This window comes from Dehalococcoidia bacterium (genome assembly GCA_025054935.1).
Lineage (GTDB): Bacteria > Chloroflexota > Dehalococcoidia > SpSt-223 > SpSt-223 > JANWZD01.
In genome coordinates, this window is sequence record JANWZD010000001.1 from 306,310 (window position 1) to 323,285 (window position 16,976).

General features: G+C 68.4%; 14 protein-coding genes. 7 read left to right on the forward strand and 7 right to left on the reverse strand.

Features of this window, described 5'->3' with window-relative positions; genetic code table 11:
- Window positions 1-373 precede the first annotated feature (373 nt).
- Window positions 374-1,222 (reverse strand): amidohydrolase, encoded by an 849-nt coding sequence (locus NZ773_01345; protein MCS6800575.1) that lies wholly within the window; start codon window positions 1,220-1,222, stop codon window positions 374-376.
- Window positions 1,223-1,729: 507 nt separating this feature from the next.
- Between NZ773_01345 and NZ773_01350 the strand changes: the two genes are divergently transcribed.
- From NZ773_01350 to NZ773_01365, 4 genes are read left to right on the forward strand one after another with little or no spacing between them, the layout of a single operon-like run.
- On the forward strand, window positions 1,730-3,325 hold the full coding sequence (locus tag NZ773_01350) for a hypothetical protein (GenBank protein ID MCS6800576.1): 1,596 nt from the start codon (window positions 1,730-1,732) through the stop codon (window positions 3,323-3,325).
- On the forward strand, window positions 3,322-5,160 hold the full coding sequence (locus tag NZ773_01355; protein MCS6800577.1) for a hypothetical protein: 1,839 nt from the start codon (window positions 3,322-3,324) through the stop codon (window positions 5,158-5,160). Before NZ773_01350 ends, NZ773_01355 begins: the two co-directional genes overlap by 4 nt.
- A complete protein-coding gene (locus NZ773_01360) occupies window positions 5,157-6,827 on the forward strand; it encodes a hypothetical protein (GenBank protein ID MCS6800578.1) in 1,671 nt (556 codons plus the stop codon). Before NZ773_01355 ends, NZ773_01360 begins: the two co-directional genes overlap by 4 nt.
- Window positions 6,817-7,440 carry a M48 family metallopeptidase gene (locus tag NZ773_01365; protein MCS6800579.1) on the forward strand — a complete coding sequence of 208 codons (624 nt, stop codon included), beginning with the start codon at window positions 6,817-6,819 and terminating at the stop codon, window positions 7,438-7,440. Before NZ773_01360 ends, NZ773_01365 begins: the two co-directional genes overlap by 11 nt.
- Here NZ773_01365 and NZ773_01370 read toward each other — a convergent pair.
- From NZ773_01370 to NZ773_01385, 4 genes are read right to left on the reverse strand one after another with little or no spacing between them, the layout of a single operon-like run.
- Window positions 7,423-8,424 carry a VOC family protein gene (locus NZ773_01370; protein MCS6800580.1) on the reverse strand — a complete coding sequence of 334 codons (1,002 nt, stop codon included), beginning with the start codon at window positions 8,422-8,424 and terminating at the stop codon, window positions 7,423-7,425. The genes NZ773_01365 and NZ773_01370 overlap by 18 nt on opposite strands.
- Window positions 8,424-9,446, reverse strand: a complete 1,023-nt coding sequence (locus tag NZ773_01375; GenBank protein ID MCS6800581.1) for a VOC family protein — start codon at window positions 9,444-9,446, stop codon at window positions 8,424-8,426. The genes NZ773_01370 and NZ773_01375 overlap by 1 nt, the downstream gene beginning before the upstream one ends.
- Window positions 9,447-9,454: 8 nt before the next feature.
- The gene (locus tag NZ773_01380; GenBank protein MCS6800582.1) at window positions 9,455-10,156 is read right to left on the reverse strand and encodes a hypothetical protein; all 702 of its coding nucleotides are present in this window, start codon (window positions 10,154-10,156) and stop codon (window positions 9,455-9,457) included.
- The gene (locus NZ773_01385) at window positions 10,156-10,818 is read right to left on the reverse strand and encodes a hypothetical protein (protein MCS6800583.1); all 663 of its coding nucleotides are present in this window, start codon (window positions 10,816-10,818) and stop codon (window positions 10,156-10,158) included. The genes NZ773_01380 and NZ773_01385 overlap by 1 nt, the downstream gene beginning before the upstream one ends.
- 82 nt (window positions 10,819-10,900) lie before the next feature.
- Between NZ773_01385 and NZ773_01390 the strand changes: the two genes are divergently transcribed.
- From NZ773_01390 to NZ773_01400, 3 genes are all read left to right on the forward strand, one after another.
- Window positions 10,901-11,836: an LLM class flavin-dependent oxidoreductase gene (locus NZ773_01390; protein MCS6800584.1), complete on the forward strand. Its 936-nt coding sequence runs from the start codon at window positions 10,901-10,903 to the stop codon at window positions 11,834-11,836.
- A complete protein-coding gene (locus NZ773_01395; GenBank protein ID MCS6800585.1) occupies window positions 11,833-13,737 on the forward strand; it encodes a glycosyltransferase family 39 protein in 1,905 nt (634 codons plus the stop codon). The genes NZ773_01390 and NZ773_01395 overlap by 4 nt, the downstream gene beginning before the upstream one ends.
- Before the next feature lie 99 nt (window positions 13,738-13,836).
- Window positions 13,837-15,057 carry an MFS transporter gene (locus NZ773_01400; GenBank protein MCS6800586.1) on the forward strand — a complete coding sequence of 407 codons (1,221 nt, stop codon included), beginning with the start codon at window positions 13,837-13,839 and terminating at the stop codon, window positions 15,055-15,057.
- Between the two features lie 215 nt (window positions 15,058-15,272).
- On the opposite strand, the gene thiO is transcribed toward NZ773_01400, so the two are convergent.
- Window positions 15,273-16,367: a glycine oxidase ThiO gene (gene thiO / locus NZ773_01405; protein ID MCS6800587.1), complete on the reverse strand. Its 1,095-nt coding sequence runs from the start codon at window positions 16,365-16,367 to the stop codon at window positions 15,273-15,275.
- Between the two features lie 36 nt (window positions 16,368-16,403).
- Window positions 16,404-16,811, reverse strand: coding sequence for an ester cyclase (locus NZ773_01410; protein ID MCS6800588.1), 408 nt, complete (start codon window positions 16,809-16,811; stop codon window positions 16,404-16,406).
- Window positions 16,812-16,976 lie beyond the last annotated feature (165 nt).

The window sequence follows — 16,976 nt, forward strand, 5'->3', positions numbered from 1 at the left end:
GCTGCGTCGGCGCGCAACGACGCCACGGCCGCTTAGGGATCCGTTGCGCCAAGGCGATGGTCTTCAGGCCAGCCATGGCAACTTCCTCGTCCGGAGGTGCTCTACGACCGTCCTGTCGTCAGAGGGGACGGTCGGCCACTAAGCGCAGTCCTTGCGCGCGGCGCGGCAGCGGACTGGTGCTCCCACCGAGCGAATTTGTCGGAGCGCAGACCCCCTCCGCGCAGGGAGCAGGGAGAGCGCTGCTGGTGAGGGGCAGAACGGTCCCTTGCGCCATTCAGGGCACTGCTCCCGGACGGAGTCCCGTGCAGCCGAGTGCTTCGGCGGCGCTCCTCTCGGTCCCGGAGAGCATCCCGAGCCGAGGCGTGCCCATTCCCTAGGCTGCCGACGGCTCGGGCCAGTTGAAGACACGAGCCGCAGTCTTGCCGAGGATCCAGTCAACATCGCCGGGCGGCAGCCAGCGTGCCGCCTCGACGCGGATGATGTCCAAGTTCTCGCGGTACGTGCACTTGTTGCGCGCGATCTGCTGTGTCTGGTCGGAGCCCCACATCATCCGTTGCGCACCGAAGGCGGCATGAACGCGCTGGATCATCGGCTGCAGGTCAGCGAACGGCGGCGGCTCCTGCGAGAAAAGCGGCAGCGCCGACACCTTGACCGTCACGTTCGGGAACCGCGCAAGCCGCTCGAGGCTCGCCATGCGCGCATCGCGCACCTCGGGCGAAATCGGCATGTTCAGGTGATCGACGATCAGCCGGAAATCCGGGTAGCGCTCGAGGATCGGCTCCATCACCTCGGCGATCCCGCCGAGACGGAAGACCGCCACCGGAATCTGCAGCCGTTCCGCGGCTGCCCAGAAGGGTTCAAGCGTTCCCTCAGCAAGCAGCTTCGAGCCGTGCGGCTCGTTGAGCGACAGCCGAATGCTGCACATGCCGGGCTGATCGAGCCACCGCTCCAGCTTCGCGAAGTGCGTTGGGTCCGACGGCTGATACCACCCCATGACGCGGAAACGGTCGGGATACCGCGCTGCCACTTCGAGCGCGTAGTCCGGCGCGTTGCCGGGCAGATAGAGAGGCGAGATCACGGCGCGATCGATCCCCGCCTCATCCATCAAGGCGAGCATGCGCTCCGCGGTCATCGGCTCAGGGAGGTGCGGCTTTGCATTCGGGTCCATTGGGCGGTCCGGCCGATCGGCTTCCCAGAGATGTACTTGGGCGTCGATGATCATCGGCTCTCTCCTGCGGAAGGATGCGGCGATCCTGCCGGGTTATGCGCTGTTCGGTCAAGGCAGCGCATCGCGCAGTTCGCCGCCGTTCTCTGCACTCGGGATGAGGCAGCGCCCTCGTCACTCGCGCCTGCCGGAGAAGGAAATGGTGCGCTTTCTCGGCCGGGAACGACAGCAAGCGGATAGCTGCCGAGTGAAGGGCGACTGGTCAGAGCGCCTGCCATCAAGCGATGGCGCGGCGCATCAGCCGCACGGGATCGCTGAGCGTTCCGGACGAAGTGGGAAGACGGCTCGGCACGCTGCCGCTCGAAGACATTGCCTCCGGGCGGGTGCTGCCGGCAGTACAGGCGCGACAGCTCTTGATCCCGGCGTGCGGGCAGATGAAGCGCGGCGACGGCAAAGCGACCGCCGAACGATCAGCCCCTCCATCGTTGCCGTCAAGCTGATTGGATCGGCGGAGCGGCTTTGCGATAATCCGCGCGACCCTAGCGCGAGGGGCGAAAGACGCGCGTGGTCGAGACTCAAGCGAAGCCGCTACCGCCGCCGGTGCAGCCGGACCATCCCGACCGTCCAGCTTCTCGCCGCGCGCTCGATCGGGGTGTCCTGCTGGCAGCGCTGCTGACGCTGTTCGCGATAGGACCGCTGTTCTATCCCGGGTTCTTTCTCTCTGAGCGCGGCCTGATCGTGCCCTACGAGGTTGTGGGCCTCGCGGAGCGCCCAAGCCCCACGTGGCTTCCTCGACTTGCCGACGACCCGACGCTCGCTCAAGGACCTGCACCCTACTGGGCAGCCCGCATCTTGCTGCTCGCTGGCCTCTCTCCGAGCGGGGCAGTCAAGGCAGTGTTTGGGGGCAGCCTCATCCTCGCCGCAGTCGGCGTCTACATCTTGGCGCGGCGCGTTGTCCGCGCACCGCGCGACCAGCCCGAGCCCGTCTGCTGGCCGGCGCTGGTCGCCGCCGCGATCGTCGCCGCGCTTCCCGCTCTCGCCGACGCACTCTACGTTCGCGGCAACCTTGCCGAAGTCTGGGCGCTCGGCCTGCTCCCCTTCGCGCTCTGGACCAGCCTCGCCGCAGCGCGCGTCGTTGGGGAGGAGCGCGAGCCAGACGTGCCCACAATCGTGATCGGAGCCGTGCTGTGGGCAGCAATTGGGCTCGCCCATGTCGGGCTGATGCTCGCCGGGCTGTTTGTGCTGGCGGCGCTGCGCCCTCGCCCGGAGGGATGGACCGGCCCGGCAGGCGGGGTCGTCCTCGCCGGCGCAGTGTGGCTGGTGATCGCTGCTCGTCACCCGATTACGCTCGGGATGCCGCCAGCTCCCCCGCTTGACCTCGCGCAGGTCTTCGCCCCGCCTTTCTCCCCCGCCGCCGCCCGCTCGCTCGGTCCGGTCGCCGCGATTCTCCTTCTCCTCTCCGTGGCGCCGCTCGGCGTCCGTCGGCCGGCTGCGCTTGCGCTCGCTGCGGCCGCACTGATCGCGCTTTCCCTGTCGTTCGCTGCGCCGATTTGGCAGCGCCTTCCTGCGCTCCTCAGCTCGCCTTCGCAGCTCCTCGGCGTCGCCGGCATTGCGCTTGCCGTCGCGGGAGCGCAGCTCGTTCGCGCGCTCGATCTCGGACGGCCGATGGCCGCCACTGCGCTTGCGGTGATGGCGCTCGTCGCGGGCGCGCCCGTCTTCGCGGCGCAGCCGCTCGCCGTTCGCGAGCCGACCAGCTTCACTCCGTACCTAGTTGACCGCGACATCCTGCTCCTTGAAGCGAGCCTGCAGGCCGAAGACGTTCGGCCGGGCGGGACGCTGACGGTCGTCCTCGTCTGGCAGGGACGCCGGCCGATCGGCCGCGACTTGACCGTGTTCACCCATCTCCAGAACAGTGCCCACGTGGTGGTAGCGCAGCATGACGGTCCGCCCGTCGAGGGGAAGCGGCCGACAAGCGGCTGGCGTCCCGGCGAGCCCCACCTCGACCTCCATCCGATCCGCATTCCTTCCCCGCTGCCGCCGGGGCGCTATCAGGTGGTAGCCGGGATGTATCTCCCGGCAACGGGCGACCGCGTCGGGATCCTCGCGCCGAACGGGCGAACGTCGGACGCGATCATGCTCGGGGAGATTGAGATCCGATGAAGCGGCTCGTCGTTCTCCTTTCGCTTTTCGCGATCGCGCCGCTTCTGCATCCGCTCTACTTCTGGGGCGCCCACGACGGACGGCACTCGGTCTACTTTCTGGTGCAGTTCGACCGCTCGATCCGCGATGGGATCCTCTGGCCCCGCTGGGCGCCGGACTTCACCTTCGGCTACGGCTACCCGATCTTCAACATCTACGCGCCGCTTGCCTACTTTATCGGCGAAGCGTTCCATCTTCTCGGCTTCGACCCCGTGACCGCAGTCAAGATCGTCTTCGGCTTGAGCGTCGTCCTGAGCGGGCTCACCATGTACTGGTTCGCGAAGGACGCAATCGGCGCGCGCGGCGCAGTGCTCGCCGCCGTCGTCTACATGTATGTCCCTTACCGGATCGTCGACATCTACGTCCGCGGGGCGCTCTCGGAAAGCGTCGCCTTCGTCTTCCTTCCGCTCGTGCTCGGCGCCTTCCGCAGGCTGCTCGCGGCTGCCGAGCTTCGGCTCGTCTACGGCGCCGGCCCAGCCGCGCCCCATCTTGCGCCCCGCGCCCTCGTCGCCGCAGTGGCGCTCGCAGGGCTGATCTTGACTCACACCCTCGCCCTGACGATGCTGCCGATCGCGGCCCTCTACGTCGCGTGGCATCTTCTTCGCATCGGGCGCTCGCTCTGGGCCGATGGACAGCGGCCGTTCAGCGCGGTTCGGTCGCTGCTGCCCGCCGCAGGATGGAGCTTGGCAGCTGGCGTCGCGGCGCTGGGATTGTCGGCGATCTTCTGGGTTCCGCTTGCCTTCGAGTACTCCTTCGTCCGCGTTGACCAGTGGACCACCGCCGACTATGACTACCGCAATCATTTCGTCTACCCGCATCAGCTGCTCTCATCGTTTTGGGGCTACGGGCTGTCACGTCCCGGCCCAGATGACGACATGCCATTCCAGCTCGGGGTAGCCGCTCTTGCGCTGGCGCTGGTCGGCCTAATCGCGAACCGCCAGCCGGGGATCACCGCGGACCGCCTCTTCTTTGCCCTGCTTGGCGGCGGAGCGATCGTGCTGATGCTGCCGGCCGCCGCTCCGCTCTGGGAAGCGCTTGGACTCGCCTCGCTCCTGCAATTCCCTTGGCGAATGCTCGGCTGGAGCGCGCTCGCGCTCGCCTTCCTTGCCGGCCTTGCGGCGACAGGCGACCCAGCAGGCAGCGACCGAACCGCGGACGCCCGCGATCGCGTCGGGCTCGGCGCCCTCCTCCTCGTGGTCGTCATCGCCGCGGCGCCGTTTCTCTCCCCGCCGATGATCGAGCCCGCGGAGGGGCCTGTCTCGCTCGGGGCGCTGATGCGCTTTCAGCAAAGCAGCGGCGAACTGGTCGGACTGACGCGCTGGAACCAGATCAAGCCGACAGGGTCGCCGCTGAAGCCGCTCTACGAGGCGGGCCTGCCGATCACGTCGAAAGTCGATCCCACGACACTCCCTGCCGGCGCGAGCGCGGAGACACTGCGTCATACGACAGTCCTCGATGAAGTACGCGTTTGGTCGCCGGAGCCGTTCCGGCTCGGCTTCTATACCCAGCACTATCCGGGCTGGACGGCGACGGTCAACGGCAGCCCAGCCGAGATCGTGCCGACCGGCCCCTATGGGCTGATCACCGTCGACCTGCCCGCGGGAGAATCCATCGTGCGCCTTCAGTTCGTCGATACGCCGCCGCGAACCGTCGGCCAGATTGTGAGCGGCGCGATGGCGCTCGCGCTCGCTGCGCTTGCTGCGTGGTCCTTCTGGAACCAGCAGCGCGCTCGCCCGTTTTCGGCCGCCTCACCGCCCCGCGCCCCTGGGCCGGCCGAGCCGGGAGGGCACCGGTGATCGCTCAGTTCGCGCGACGGCTCGACCGGGGGATGGCGGTCGCCGCGCTCCTCTCGCTGCTCGCTGCTGTGCCGCTGCTCGACGGGCGCGTGGCGGGCGGTGAGGCAGCTGAGCGGAGCCTCGCTGCGCTGATCGCGTTCGATCGCGCACTGCGCGAGGGCACGCTCTGGTCGCGCTGGGCCGACGAGACGCCGAGCGGTGTCCCGCTGTTCACGGCGCCGCCGCTCGCCTACGCCCTTGCTGAGGGGGGAGTGCTTCTGGGCATCGGCTATTGGGGCGCCCTGAAGGCCGCGATGATCATCGCCGTGGTCGCCGCTGCGGTCGCGATGTACCTTCTCGGCCGCCGGCTGTACGGCTCCGTCTCGGGAGTGGTCGCTGCCGTCGTCTTCGTTTATCTCCCCGTTTATCTGTTCGCTGTCTATGAGCGAGCAGCGCTCTCTGAAGTGGTCGCCTTCGTTTGGCTGCCGCTCATCCCCTGGTCGCTGCTGCAGCTCGAGCCGGCCGCGCGCGGTCGCCCGCGATCGCGGTGGGGAGCGGTGGGCGCCGTCGCCGTCGCTGGAGGCGTTCTCGGCGCAGGGATGCTGACAGACCCGCTCCTCGTTGCGCTCGTCCTCCCCGTGGCGGCGGCCCTCGTCGCTTGGCGAGCCGTCGAGGAAGGAGCGCCGCGGCGGGCAGTGGGGTCGATGCTCGGCCGAGCTGGGGCAGCGCTGGCGCTTGCTGCAGGGATAGCGGCAGTCTGGTGGCTGCCGCTGATCGCTTCCCTTCCTCCATCGAGGCAGCCTGGGCCGGCAGCGGCTGCCGTGAACAGCCCGGCACTGTTCGTACACCCCGTCCAACTGGTGGCGCCGTACCGCGATGTGCGCGCAGCAGGCGGCGAGTCGGCGCCAGCCCTCGGAGTGCAGCTCGGCATCGCCGCGCTCGGGCTCGGCGGGTTCGCGCTGGTCGGCAGCCCACTTTCGATCCCGCGTCGTGCGCGGCGGACCGCGACGGTTTTCGCCGCTGCGGCTGCCGCTCTCGCGGCGTTGGCGACGCCGCTCGCCGCGCCGCTCTGGGCGGCACTCCCGGGCGCCATGCTGATGGAGATCCCGTGGCGCGCGCTCGAGGCGGCGGCGCTGGCGCTGGCCGCGCTCGCGGGAGCGGCAGCAGCGGGGCTCGAGGAGCGCTTCGGCGACCCCCTGGCGGCGGTGCGCGCAGTCGTGCCGCTGCTCGTTGCCGCCGTTCTCGCCAGTTGGATGCTGCTTCGTCTCGAGACGGGCCCCGTCCAGCCGGGAGCGGGGTCGCCGCGAGAGGGCGCTAAGGCAGTGTTCTCCTCCCTTCCTGCCGAGCAGGGTCAGCGCAGCACCGCCTCTCCGCAAGGGCAGCTCGGCGAACCGCTGACTAGCCGGCCTACCAAGACCGGCGACGCTCAGCGGCGGCTTCCTGACAGCAGCGGGGCTCGCGACGAGGCAGCTGATCATCCCGGCTTGACAGTTCAGGCCGGCGGTCCGGCGGCTGATCATCTCCGCCTCACGCGCGTTGAAGCGCGCGCGGCCGGTGTTCCGCCGGACGAGGGGGAGATGAGCCGCTTCGACGGAAAGCCGGTTCGTCCCGCTGCTGGGGCCGCTACGCCCTTCGCAGCAGCGCTGACGGCAGTGCTGCTTGGGACACGGGGTCAGCATGGCAGCTAAGCGCGAGACCGTCGTCGAAATCGACGGCGCAACCGTGATCAAGAGCCGAGCGCGGCGGCGTACTTTCGCTTGGCGGTGGGTGGATGGAACGCTTGTCCTGCGCGTCCCCGCCCGCGCCTCGAGGGCAGAGATCGAGCGGGTGATTGCGCTCGCTCGCGAACGCGCTGAACGACCGTCCCGGCACGCCGCCGATGATGCGACCTTGCGTCAGGAAGCGGAGGCGCTCAACGAGCGGTACTTTGGCGGCGCCTTGCGCATCGCTGCCATCCGCTACGCCACGATGACCACCCGCCGCGGCAGCTGCACGCCAGCAGCAGGCGAGATCCGGATTAGCCGCCGCCTCGCTCACGTCCCCTCCTGGGTGCGGCAAGCGGTCATTCATCACGAACTGTGCCATCTGCTTGAGCCTGGTCACGGTCCTGCCTTCCGCGCTCTCGAAGCGCGCTACCCGCTCCGTGCCGAGGCAGAAGACTATCTGGCGCTCCTTGAGCGCGGGGCTCGCGGAGCGACACCGCTGTTGCTGTCGGAGGAAGAGCGCGCCGTGCTGCTCGCTCTCCTCAGCCGCACCGGAGCGCTTCCCTCGCTCCGCGAGCGGCTAGCGGCCGAGGAGTAGCTCCGCCGACGCTGCCGGCAGTGGCCCCCAAATCTCAAGGAGGGTCTGCTCAGGGGTTTCGACGACCGCGACCCGCCGGCCGCAATACACCTCGCCGTCGACGGCGAACGGGGGCGTGAGCAGGCGTCCGCCGCGCGCAAGGGCGACCTGGATCGCCTCCTCGAGGCGATCGGTAACGACGACCCAAGCGCCCTGGCCGAGCGACCGGCCGGGACGCTGGTGCGGGCGGTTGTCGAGGGAGCGCCACGCCGCATCTGAGAAGCGCCGAGGCCGGCCTGTCACTTCGAGTCGAGCGGTTGCTGACCCGACCAGGAACGCCATCCGCTGGGCGAACGTCTCCGGCCGGCCAACCATCCGCGCCATCGCCGGCTGGGCAAACTCGGCATCGTACTGCTCGACAAGGCCGAGCCCGAGCGTTCCCCAGAACGCTTTCGATGCCTCAACATCTTCCGCGCAGACAACAACCGAGGTCAGCTCCGTGGCAGCGGCGGCCGGGTCGCGCTCCCAAGCAAGCGTCCGGCGGGGACGGGCAGGGACGACCAAGGTGAGATTCACGTCGTCTGGGAAGTGGACGAAGCCTTGCTGGACGGTAACCTGATTCGGCGGCTCGCCGAGATGCCACGTCGCCGGCCCGCCGACCCAGACGGCGCCTGCATCGTCACAGCGCTGACGAGCGACGTCGAGGTCGCGAACGTAGACATCGATGGCGAACAGCCCATAGGCATCGGCGTCGGGAAAGCCGATCGATGCCGGCGCGCTGCCGGCGAACTGGACGAGATGGACACGACCGCTCTCCGCGCCGGCTGCGGTGAGGACCCGCAGCCGCGCTGCCGAACAGCCCCCCCAAAGGCGCTCGACGACTGTTGCCGGAAGGTCTGTCTCGGCGACGGCCTCCCAGCCGAGTGCCGCGCAGTAGCACGACGCGCTCGCCTCGAGATCGCGGACGGTGATGACGACGGCGTGGATCCCCGCGATGAGCGCCATCAGTGCCGCGGCCCTTCGGCGATCTGCATCAGCGCCCCGCTCGCCGGGGCATGGACGACCATGGCGCGGCGCCAGCCCTCCCCCGGCAGGTCGACCACGATCGGCTCGCTGAAAAACTGGACGCCGATGCGGCGGCAGGCTGCCTCGGCAGCAGCAAGGTCGGGGGTGCGGAAGCCCATCGCGAGATAGCCGATATTGGGGGGCACAGCGCGGCCGACAAGGTCGAGCGCTTCATAGTTCAGCGGCTGGCCAAGGGCGATCTTCCCGAACATGTGGTCGCCCTTGACGAAGACCGAGTGAGTCCGCGCGTGCGGAGGGAGGTGGAGAAAGCTGTTGCTGACCGGCGACTCGAGCACCGCATCGATCAGGACGCCCATTCCGAGCACCTCCTGATAGAAGCGCACCGCTGCTGTCATGTCGCGAACGGTGTGAGCGCTGGTGACAACCTCGGTGTAGCCGGTCGGCGTCGTGCCGTGCTGGTCGAGGTAGCGGCGCATCTCGCCGACGCGGGTGCCTTCTCCGGCCGGCAGCTGGACGAGGTTGATCACGACACCGTCGGGGCCCTCGAACAGCACCTCGGTCGGCTCGCCGACAGCGGCAGCGCCCGCGCTCGCAGTGATCACGTGCGCAGTCGGGCGGCTCCATAGCTGGTAGCCGTTTGCCTCGATGTCGCGCGCCGCGCGGGCGATGTCGTAGGTGTAAAAATTGAGGTTCCAGATCCCGTAGGGACGGTCTTCGCCGGGCCGCCGCACAACCTGCCGGTGCGGGGCGTCGAACTCAAGCAGGAGGATCCGCCCGACGGTGCTCCCCGGAAAGGCGAGCAGAACGGCGCGGGCGCTCGACCCGGCAGGCAGCCGCCAATGATGCTCGAAGGCCGGCCCTCTCCAGCAGGTTTCGGGGCTGGCGTCGAGGCCGAGAATATCGCGGTAGAAGGTGAGCGATGACTCCAGCCGCTCAACGCCGACGATCGCGACGCTGAGAGGGCTGCCACCCCGCCCAACCTCCTCACTCGTCAAGACCATCGCGCTCCTTAGATCTTGGCGACCGCGAGGTAGACAATCGCCGCGATCAGCACCCAAATGCCCCACACCGAAACGATGGCGCGCAGGGAGGGCTTCCACAGCACAGCTTCGCGTTCGGGGGTGGAGCCGTACTTCACGATTTCACCGACCGCGGCCCCGATCTGGGGAAGGAGCACCCGCAGGTACACTCCAATCAGAACGATCCCTGCAAACAGAATGAGCTTGAGAGAGAGCCAGAGCGCATTGAATGGGGCGCCCGGCACGAACAGGGAGAAGACAGCTGCGACGGCGAGGGCGCCTGAGACGAGAACCCGCCACCCGAGGTCGAAGCGGCGGAAGAACTGCTGAAACGCCGCATGACGGCTGCCGGCAATGTGGCCGTGGGTCACCCAATACTGATGCCAGACGCCGGCGAACCAGAGAACGCCGATGACGGCACTCGCGACGGCTATCGCTTCGCCGACCGGCCCTTCAAGCCCCCACTCTCCGCGATAGGTGAGGTAAATGCCCAGCATCAGGAGAAGCACCAGCGCCGAGCGCGGCCCCATATCCATCAGGTCGGAGAGGCGGCTCATTGCCAGCCGCGTCGTGATGTGGTAGCGGCTGTTCAGCATACCGTAAAACGAGGCCATCGTCGCGATATCAGTGCCGAGCCAGATGATCACGAGCAGGATATGCAGCGCCTTCAGCAGTTGATAGTCGAGCGCCATCAGCTCACCTTCAGCACGGCAAGAAAGACGTTGACCACAATCCCTACCCAGATAATCGCAATGGGGACCCCGATCGCGCGCAGTTGGGCATCGAGACGCGGCTCCCGCTCCTTCTCGCCGCCGGCGATGGCGACAATGGTTGCGTTCGTCTCGCGTGTCGCCAGCCGCACCCAAACCATGCACGCGACGATAATGCCGAAGATAACCGATTTGAGGTTCAGCCAGAACCATCCGCTCGCGCTGGCGAGAGCAAGCGCCGCGGGGATGAGGAAGGCGGCCGCGATGCCGAGCCGGATGACCACATCAGCTGCAGCGAGGGGAGCGCCCCACCGCTCGGGGTGGAAGTGGCCGTAAGCGGTCACCCCTGCCCAGACGAGGCCGACCGCGACGGAGCCCCAGAAGAGCGGCGGCTGCCACTCCGGCGGCAAGGTGACCCAGCGGCCGACAAGAATGAGGGCAACAGCGACTGGGACGGTGAGCAGCATGCTCACTTGCGGGCCGATATCGAGGAGCCGGCGAAGTCGCCCGAACGCGCCGCGCGCTTCGAGCGTCAGGTCGCGGTTGCGCATCAACGACCCGCAAGTCGCGACACCGAGGTCGACGCCAAACCACGTCGCGATCAGCAGGATGTGCGCTGTCTTCAGAAGGGGATACAGCTCCACAAACCCTCCTCTGGCGTTCCTATGGTACTCCATTCCGCAACGGCAGCAGCGGAATCCGCTACGATGGGAGAATGGAGGGACAATGCCGAGCCTCGGTGTCTCACTGCTGACAGCAGAGTTCGACGACCCGCGGTCGCTTGTCGACCTCGGCGTCGAACTGGAGGCCGCCGGGGTCGACCATCTTTTCGTGACCGAGTCGCGCAACGATGTTCTGACCCTTCTCGCCGCGCTCGCCGTCCGCACCCGCCGCGCTGCCATCGGGTCGGCGATCGCCGTCATTTTCCACCGCCATCCCTACATCCTCGCCGCCGCCGCAGCCCAGATCGATCGGCTGTCTGGGGAGCGGCTGGTGCTAGGCATCGGCACGGGGCATCGGGTCGCGGTTGAGGGCTTGCTCCATCTCGAGTGGGGGGACGCATCAGCGCGACTGCGCGACACCCTCGCCGCGCTGCGGGCATCGCTCGACGCGGCCGGTCCGATCAACCACCGCAACCCCCATTTTCAGATCGGGGCACTCTCGCTGTTTTACCCGCCGCGGCGGCGAGTGCCGATCGCCCTCGCCGCGCTCACGGCGGGCACGGTTCGCCTCGCTGGGCTCCACGGTGACGGCATCATCACTAGCCTCGCGACAATCGACCAGGTCCGGCGCTTCCGCAGCCTGCTGGAGCGCAGCGCGCGCGACGCCGGACGCGACCCTGCCCATCTCCGGGTGTACAGCGTCATTCACGTCTGTCTTCGAGCTGACCGCGCCGAGGCGCGCGAGGTTGCCCGCCATGGGCTCGGCTATGCCCGCTTGCCGTTCTACCAGCGCCAATTTGCGCGCGCGGGACTGCCGCAGTTTACGGGACCGGTCCCGGATGAGGTGCTCGACGCGGTCGCGATTTGCGGTCCGCCAGACTACGCGCGGGAGCGGCTGGCAGCATGGCGCGAGGCAGGGGTTGATGTGCCGCTGCTCGCCCCCTGCTCTTCGGAACCAGACCGAGCGGAAGCCTATCGCAGCTTCGTCCAGCTGATGTGATCAGCCTCGTCCGCCTTGCTCTCGTCGTTACGCTCCTCGCGGCCTTCGCTCTGCGCGTCGTGGGGCTCGGCACGCTCCCGCCCGGCCTCCACTCCGACGAAGCTGTGGACGGGCTTGATGCGCTCTCGGGCGTTATCGCTCCCTTCTATCCAGCGAACAACGGCCGCGAGGGGCTGTTCGCGCTCCTTCTCGCGCCCTCGGTGGCACTCCTCGGGCGCGAGCCGCTGGCGCTTCGGCTCCCGATGGCCTTCTGCGGCGTCTTGTCGGTCGCCGCAGCGTTCGCTCTCGGCCGCCGGCTCTTCCGTTCCATCGAGGGAGGAACGGGGGTTGCTGTCGCCGCAGCAGCGCTCATGGGCGTCTCCCTCTTTCCCGCTCTCCTAAACCGCTTCGGCGTGCGGGTCAGTCTGCTGCCGCTGCTCGCCGCCATTGCGGCCTTGCTCTTCTGGCGCGCTCGCGAGCAGGGGAGTTGGAGGGCGTGGGCGGTCGCCGGCGCAGCGGCTGGGATCGCTCAGTACGCGTATACAAGCGCCCGGCTCCTGCCGCTCATCCTCTTCGGCTTCTCGCTGCTGGCCGATTTCCTCCGCGCTCCACCCGGGTCCCGGGCACGCTGGGGACGCAACTGGGCGGTTTTCGGAACCGCAGCCGGGATCGTTTTGCTGCCGCTCGCCCTTGTCGCCCTCACTCAGCCCGCGCTCTTCTTCCAGCGGACCGTCCAGCTTCTCAGCCGTTTTGTTGAGCCGTTCCCGGACCGCCTTCTGAAAACAGTCGGCATGTTTGTGGTCGCCGGCGACCCGAAACCGGTCCACAACCTGCCGGGCGAGCCGATGTTCGGCGCAGCCGTTGCGCCGTTTGCCTTCCTCGGTCTCCTCCTCGCCCTCCGGCAGTGGTATCGCCCGCCCTACGGGTTCCTCCTCCTCTGGCTCGCCATCGGGACGCTCGCTGCCGCGCTGCCCCGCGAGCATAAACCGCACTTTCTCCACGCCATGATCCTCGCTCCGGCAGTCTTCTTCTTTCCGGCGCTTGGGCTCGCCAAAGCAGCAGCTTGGACAATCCGCCGCGGGGCGCCGCCAGTGCTGCCCGCGCTCGCTTCAGGCGCGCTTGTTGCCGGGGTCTTTCTCTGGTCGGCATGGCGGATGGCTGTGCTCTGGCCAGCAGTCGAGGACCTGCGGCTGCACTTTTGGACCGACGTTGTCAGGGAGGCACGGCGTTGGCGCGAGGAGCCTTTGGTGATCGTCGTCGTCAACGCCCGCTACAACCCCCACGACCTAGGCGCGGTTGTCCGCTTCATCGCCGGTTCCGGCCTGACGATCGTCCCCACCGACGACGCACTCCTTCCCGCCCGTCTCGAGGCAGCGGTCGGCGAGGCGCGGGAAGTTCTGATCGTTCTGCCCGACCCGGCGCTCACCCTCGGCGCGGCGCCAGACCCAAAGGGCGCGATTGACACGCTGCTTGCCTCTGCGAGCGAGGCAGCAGAAGAGTGGCAGAGCAGCGCCGGCACGACAGTTCGCTATCGCCTCGACCGGCGGCTGCGCGCAGCCGACCGGCCTGTTGAAGCAAAGCTGGGCGAGGTCTGGCTGCGCCGCTGGACCGGCGCCCGGCGCGACACAGTCGGCACGATCAGCCTGCTCTGGAGCGTCGACCAGCCGCCTTCTCGTCCGCTGAAGGTGTCGGCGCGCCTGGTCGACAGCACTGGCAGGACGCTGGCCCAGGACGATCGCGAAATCGTCAGCAGCGGGCAGCTCCTCCCCATCTCTGCTTGGCAGCCCGGCGAGGCGCACCGGACCTACCACCTGCTGGAGATCCCTCACGCGGCAGGACCGCTGGGCGTCCGCCTGATCGTGTATGACGCGGCGAGCGGGATCCCAGTCGCGCCTCCCTACGACCTTGGGCCGCTGGACTGACCCCGTCGTATACAATGGCGGCAGGAGGGAGCGACGGAGAAGCCCGCAGCCAGCCGTTTCCGGGCGCTGGCGCTGCCGGCAGTGCATCCAGCATGGTGGGTGGCATCTGCCGCCGGCGTGGTCTATTTCGTTCAGGGCGGGCTGGGCAGCTATGCCCTAGGCGCGCTGCTCCCTGTCTGGGTGAACGAAGAAGGCTGGTCTCGCACCGCGATCTCGGTCGCGTATGCGGTGAGCACGCTGCTCCCGGGGCTGGCAGGCGTGCTGGTCGGCCGCTGGACCGACCGCCACGGCGCGCGCGGCGTCATCCTCGTGGGAGCCCTGATCACCGGTCTGAGCTATGTGCTGCTCAGCACAGTGACAACGATCGTCCTGTTCTTCATCGTTTTCGGGCTGGGAGCGGTCGGCCGGGCGGGCATGAGCCAGGTGCCGGTCTCGGCAGCGGTGGCGCGCTGGTTTGTCGACAAGCGCGGGCTTGCGATGGGGATCGCGGTGAGCGGCATCAGCCTTGCTGGCGTGCTCCTCGTGCCGCTCGTGACATGGCTGATCGAGGCGGTGGGGTGGCGCGGCGCTGTAATCGCGCTCGGCGTAGGGATCTGGCTTGTCGTCCTCCCCGTCGTTTGGTTCGCGATGGGCGGGTCGCCGCAGGAGCGGGGGGTACTGCCGCTCGGCGCCGAACGGCGTGGGGCGGGCAGGGGCCACCGGCCGCCCGGGGACGAGACGCCGTCGCTTGCCGTCGCGCTGGCGGGCCCGACGTTCTGGCTGCTGGCGCTCGCGCTGACCCTCGGCCATGCCGGCTCGAACTCGATCGGGCTTCACGCCCTCCCGGCGCTGCGGGATAAGGGGGTCACGAGCGCCGAAGGCGCAGCAGCGATCAGCCTGATGGCGGGCTGCTCGATCGGCGGCAAGCTGCTCTTCGGATGGCTGAGCGACCGCTTCGGCTCGGTGCTGCTGCTCGTTGCCGCTTACCTGGCCCAAGTCGGCGGATTTGTCCTCCTTGCTCTCGCCGGGCCGGGGAGCGGGGTCTGGCTGTTCGCGCTGCTGTACGGCCTCTCGCTTGGAGGGACCGTGACCCTGCAGCCAACGGTGGTCGCCGACCGCTTCGGCGTCACCGCGTATGGCGCAATCTACGGCGCGATCGGACTTCCTTTGGCGCTCGTCTCGTCGGCGAGCCCGATCCTCGCCGGCGGAATTCGCGAACTGACAGGCAGCTACGCCCCGGCCTTTCTCGCCTTCGCATTCAGTTCGGCAGTCGCCATCGGCGCGCTGCTCATTGCCGGTGGCGTTGGTCGGCCGAAGCGCAAAACGATGCGTCCCGAGTGACGGGCTCTCCTGCTGGAGACCTCGGACGAGCGAGCGACCGCTCGCAGAGGCGTGCTGCGCCGCCCTTCCCGCAAAGGAAAGGAAGCCTCCTCACGCGAAGCGGGCCCAAGCGCCCCCTCGCGCCGGCGCGGCAACGTGTGCCAGCCACTCGGGACAGCAAGACGATACCATGAACGGGCGCGCCCTGCGAGAGATTAACCGGCAAACGCGAGTGATTACGGCTCAACCGGCGCGAATCGCCCGGGGGCGTAGAGGTCGAGCGGAAGGGGAGGCTCGCCGCTAAGAATGAGCGCGGCGACGCACTCGGCGGTCATCGGCGCGAGGAGAATGCCGTTTCGATAGTGGCCAGTCGCGAGGATGAGCCCCTCCGTCATGCGACCAAGGATAGGCAGCCGGTCGGGTGTCGCCGGGCGCAGGCCGGCCCAGGCGCGAAGAAACGCGCAGTCAGCGACCGCTGGCACGAGCCGCTCGGCACCTGTCAGCACCGCTCGAACCCCGCGCGCTGTGGGCGTTGCGGCAAATCCTGCTCGGTCCTCCGTGGCGCCCACGGCGATCGTGCCATCGCGTTTGGGAACGAGGTAGGCGCCGACGCCGAAGAGCGGCCGCGACAGCATGAGCGCGCCGACATCGAGCGAGACGATCTGGCCGCGGATTGGCGTGACGGGGAGCGTGAGGCGGGCGAGAAGCCCGCTCCAAGCGCCGGCAGCGACCACAACCTCGCCCGCAGCAACCTGCCCCTGCGGGGTTTCGATGCCCACCACGCGGTCGCCTTGCCAAATGAACTGGCTGACCGGAACTCCCTCATGGATGAGCGCTCCTCGCCGCCGGGCCGCAGCGGCGAGCGCGGCGACCAAGCGCGGGCTGGAGACATGACTTTCCTCATGAACGAGGAGGCCGCCGACTGCGGCCGCTGCCACCGCTGGCTCCAGTTCGAGCACCTGCCGGCTGTCGAGGATCTCCGCGCTGAGGTCACCAGTCGGCAGACGATGCAGCGTCTCCGCCTCCTCGGCGGTCAAGGCGACCCGGAGAACGCCGCCGGCGACAAGCTCGGGGTCGACCCCGCTCTCCTCCCGAAGCGCTTCCACGAAGGCAGGGTAGGCGCGGAGGCTGGCAATCCCATAGGCGAGAAACTCATCCGGCGTCAGGTGCTCGCTCACCGGCGCAAGCAGCCCCGCGGCCGCGCCTGACGCTTGCCCGCCGACCCGCTCGCGCTCGAAGACGGCGACCCGCATCCCCGCGCTCGCCAGGCGCCACCCCACGGCGAGGCCGATCACGCCTCCGCCGACAATGGCAACGTCCGGACTGCTCATACGAGGAAACTATAGCCGCTCTGCCGCAGACGCCTCTCACTCTGCGGCGATCTGCCGCCACATGCCGAGGTCGTCCCGGTTCGCCCAGTGTTCGTAGAGCATCCCATCGCGCACGTGAAAGATGTGGGTGTGGGTCACCGTGAACGGCTTGCCATTCACGGGACGGCCCATGAACGGACTGGTCGGCGTCCCGCTCCACGTGAGACGGACGGCGACCTTGTCCTCTTCAGCGATCAGGTCGAGGATCTCCATCCGCTGGTCAGGAATCGCCGTGCGGAAGACGGCCATCGTCTCTTTGAAGCCTTCTCGTCCGCCGGTGGGCGTAACCCCCTCGTGGTTGATCATGTCGGGATGGATGATCTCATCGAGGACCTCTTCCTTCCCCTGATTGACCGCCTCCTCGATCCAGCGGCGGACGAGCATCTTGTTCTGCTCGATCGACATGCTCCTTCCCTGCGCACCCGAATGTCATGGGTACTGTACACGGTTGAGCCGGCAGGAGAGCGTCCGCCGGCATTGACCATGCTTCTGGGAGGGGCGAAGGACGGCGAGCGGCCTCCCGCGGAGCACCCGCGCGGCCATCGCCCAGTTCCTCTGCTTCCAACGATC

Bases quoted from the DNA above. Each gene is read 5' to 3' on its own strand.
- NZ773_01345 (MCS6800575.1), bottom strand. From the start codon at position 1,222: ATGATCATCGACGCCCAAGTACATCTCTGGGAAGCCGATCGGCCGGAC.
- NZ773_01355 (MCS6800577.1), top strand. From the start codon at position 3,322: ATGAAGCGGCTCGTCGTTCTCCTTTCGCTTTTCGCGATCGCGCCGCTT.
- NZ773_01365 (MCS6800579.1), top strand. From the start codon at position 6,817: ATGGCAGCTAAGCGCGAGACCGTCGTCGAAATCGACGGCGCAACCGTG.
- NZ773_01370 (MCS6800580.1), bottom strand. From the start codon at position 8,424: ATGGCGCTCATCGCGGGGATCCACGCCGTCGTCATCACCGTCCGCGAT.
- NZ773_01375 (MCS6800581.1), bottom strand. From the start codon at position 9,446: ATGGTCTTGACGAGTGAGGAGGTTGGGCGGGGTGGCAGCCCTCTCAGC.
- NZ773_01380 (MCS6800582.1), bottom strand. From the start codon at position 10,156: ATGGCGCTCGACTATCAACTGCTGAAGGCGCTGCATATCCTGCTCGTG.
- NZ773_01390 (MCS6800584.1), top strand. From the start codon at position 10,901: ATGCCGAGCCTCGGTGTCTCACTGCTGACAGCAGAGTTCGACGACCCG.
- thiO (MCS6800587.1), bottom strand. From the start codon at position 16,367: ATGAGCAGTCCGGACGTTGCCATTGTCGGCGGAGGCGTGATCGGCCTC.
- NZ773_01410 (MCS6800588.1), bottom strand. From the start codon at position 16,811: ATGTCGATCGAGCAGAACAAGATGCTCGTCCGCCGCTGGATCGAGGAG.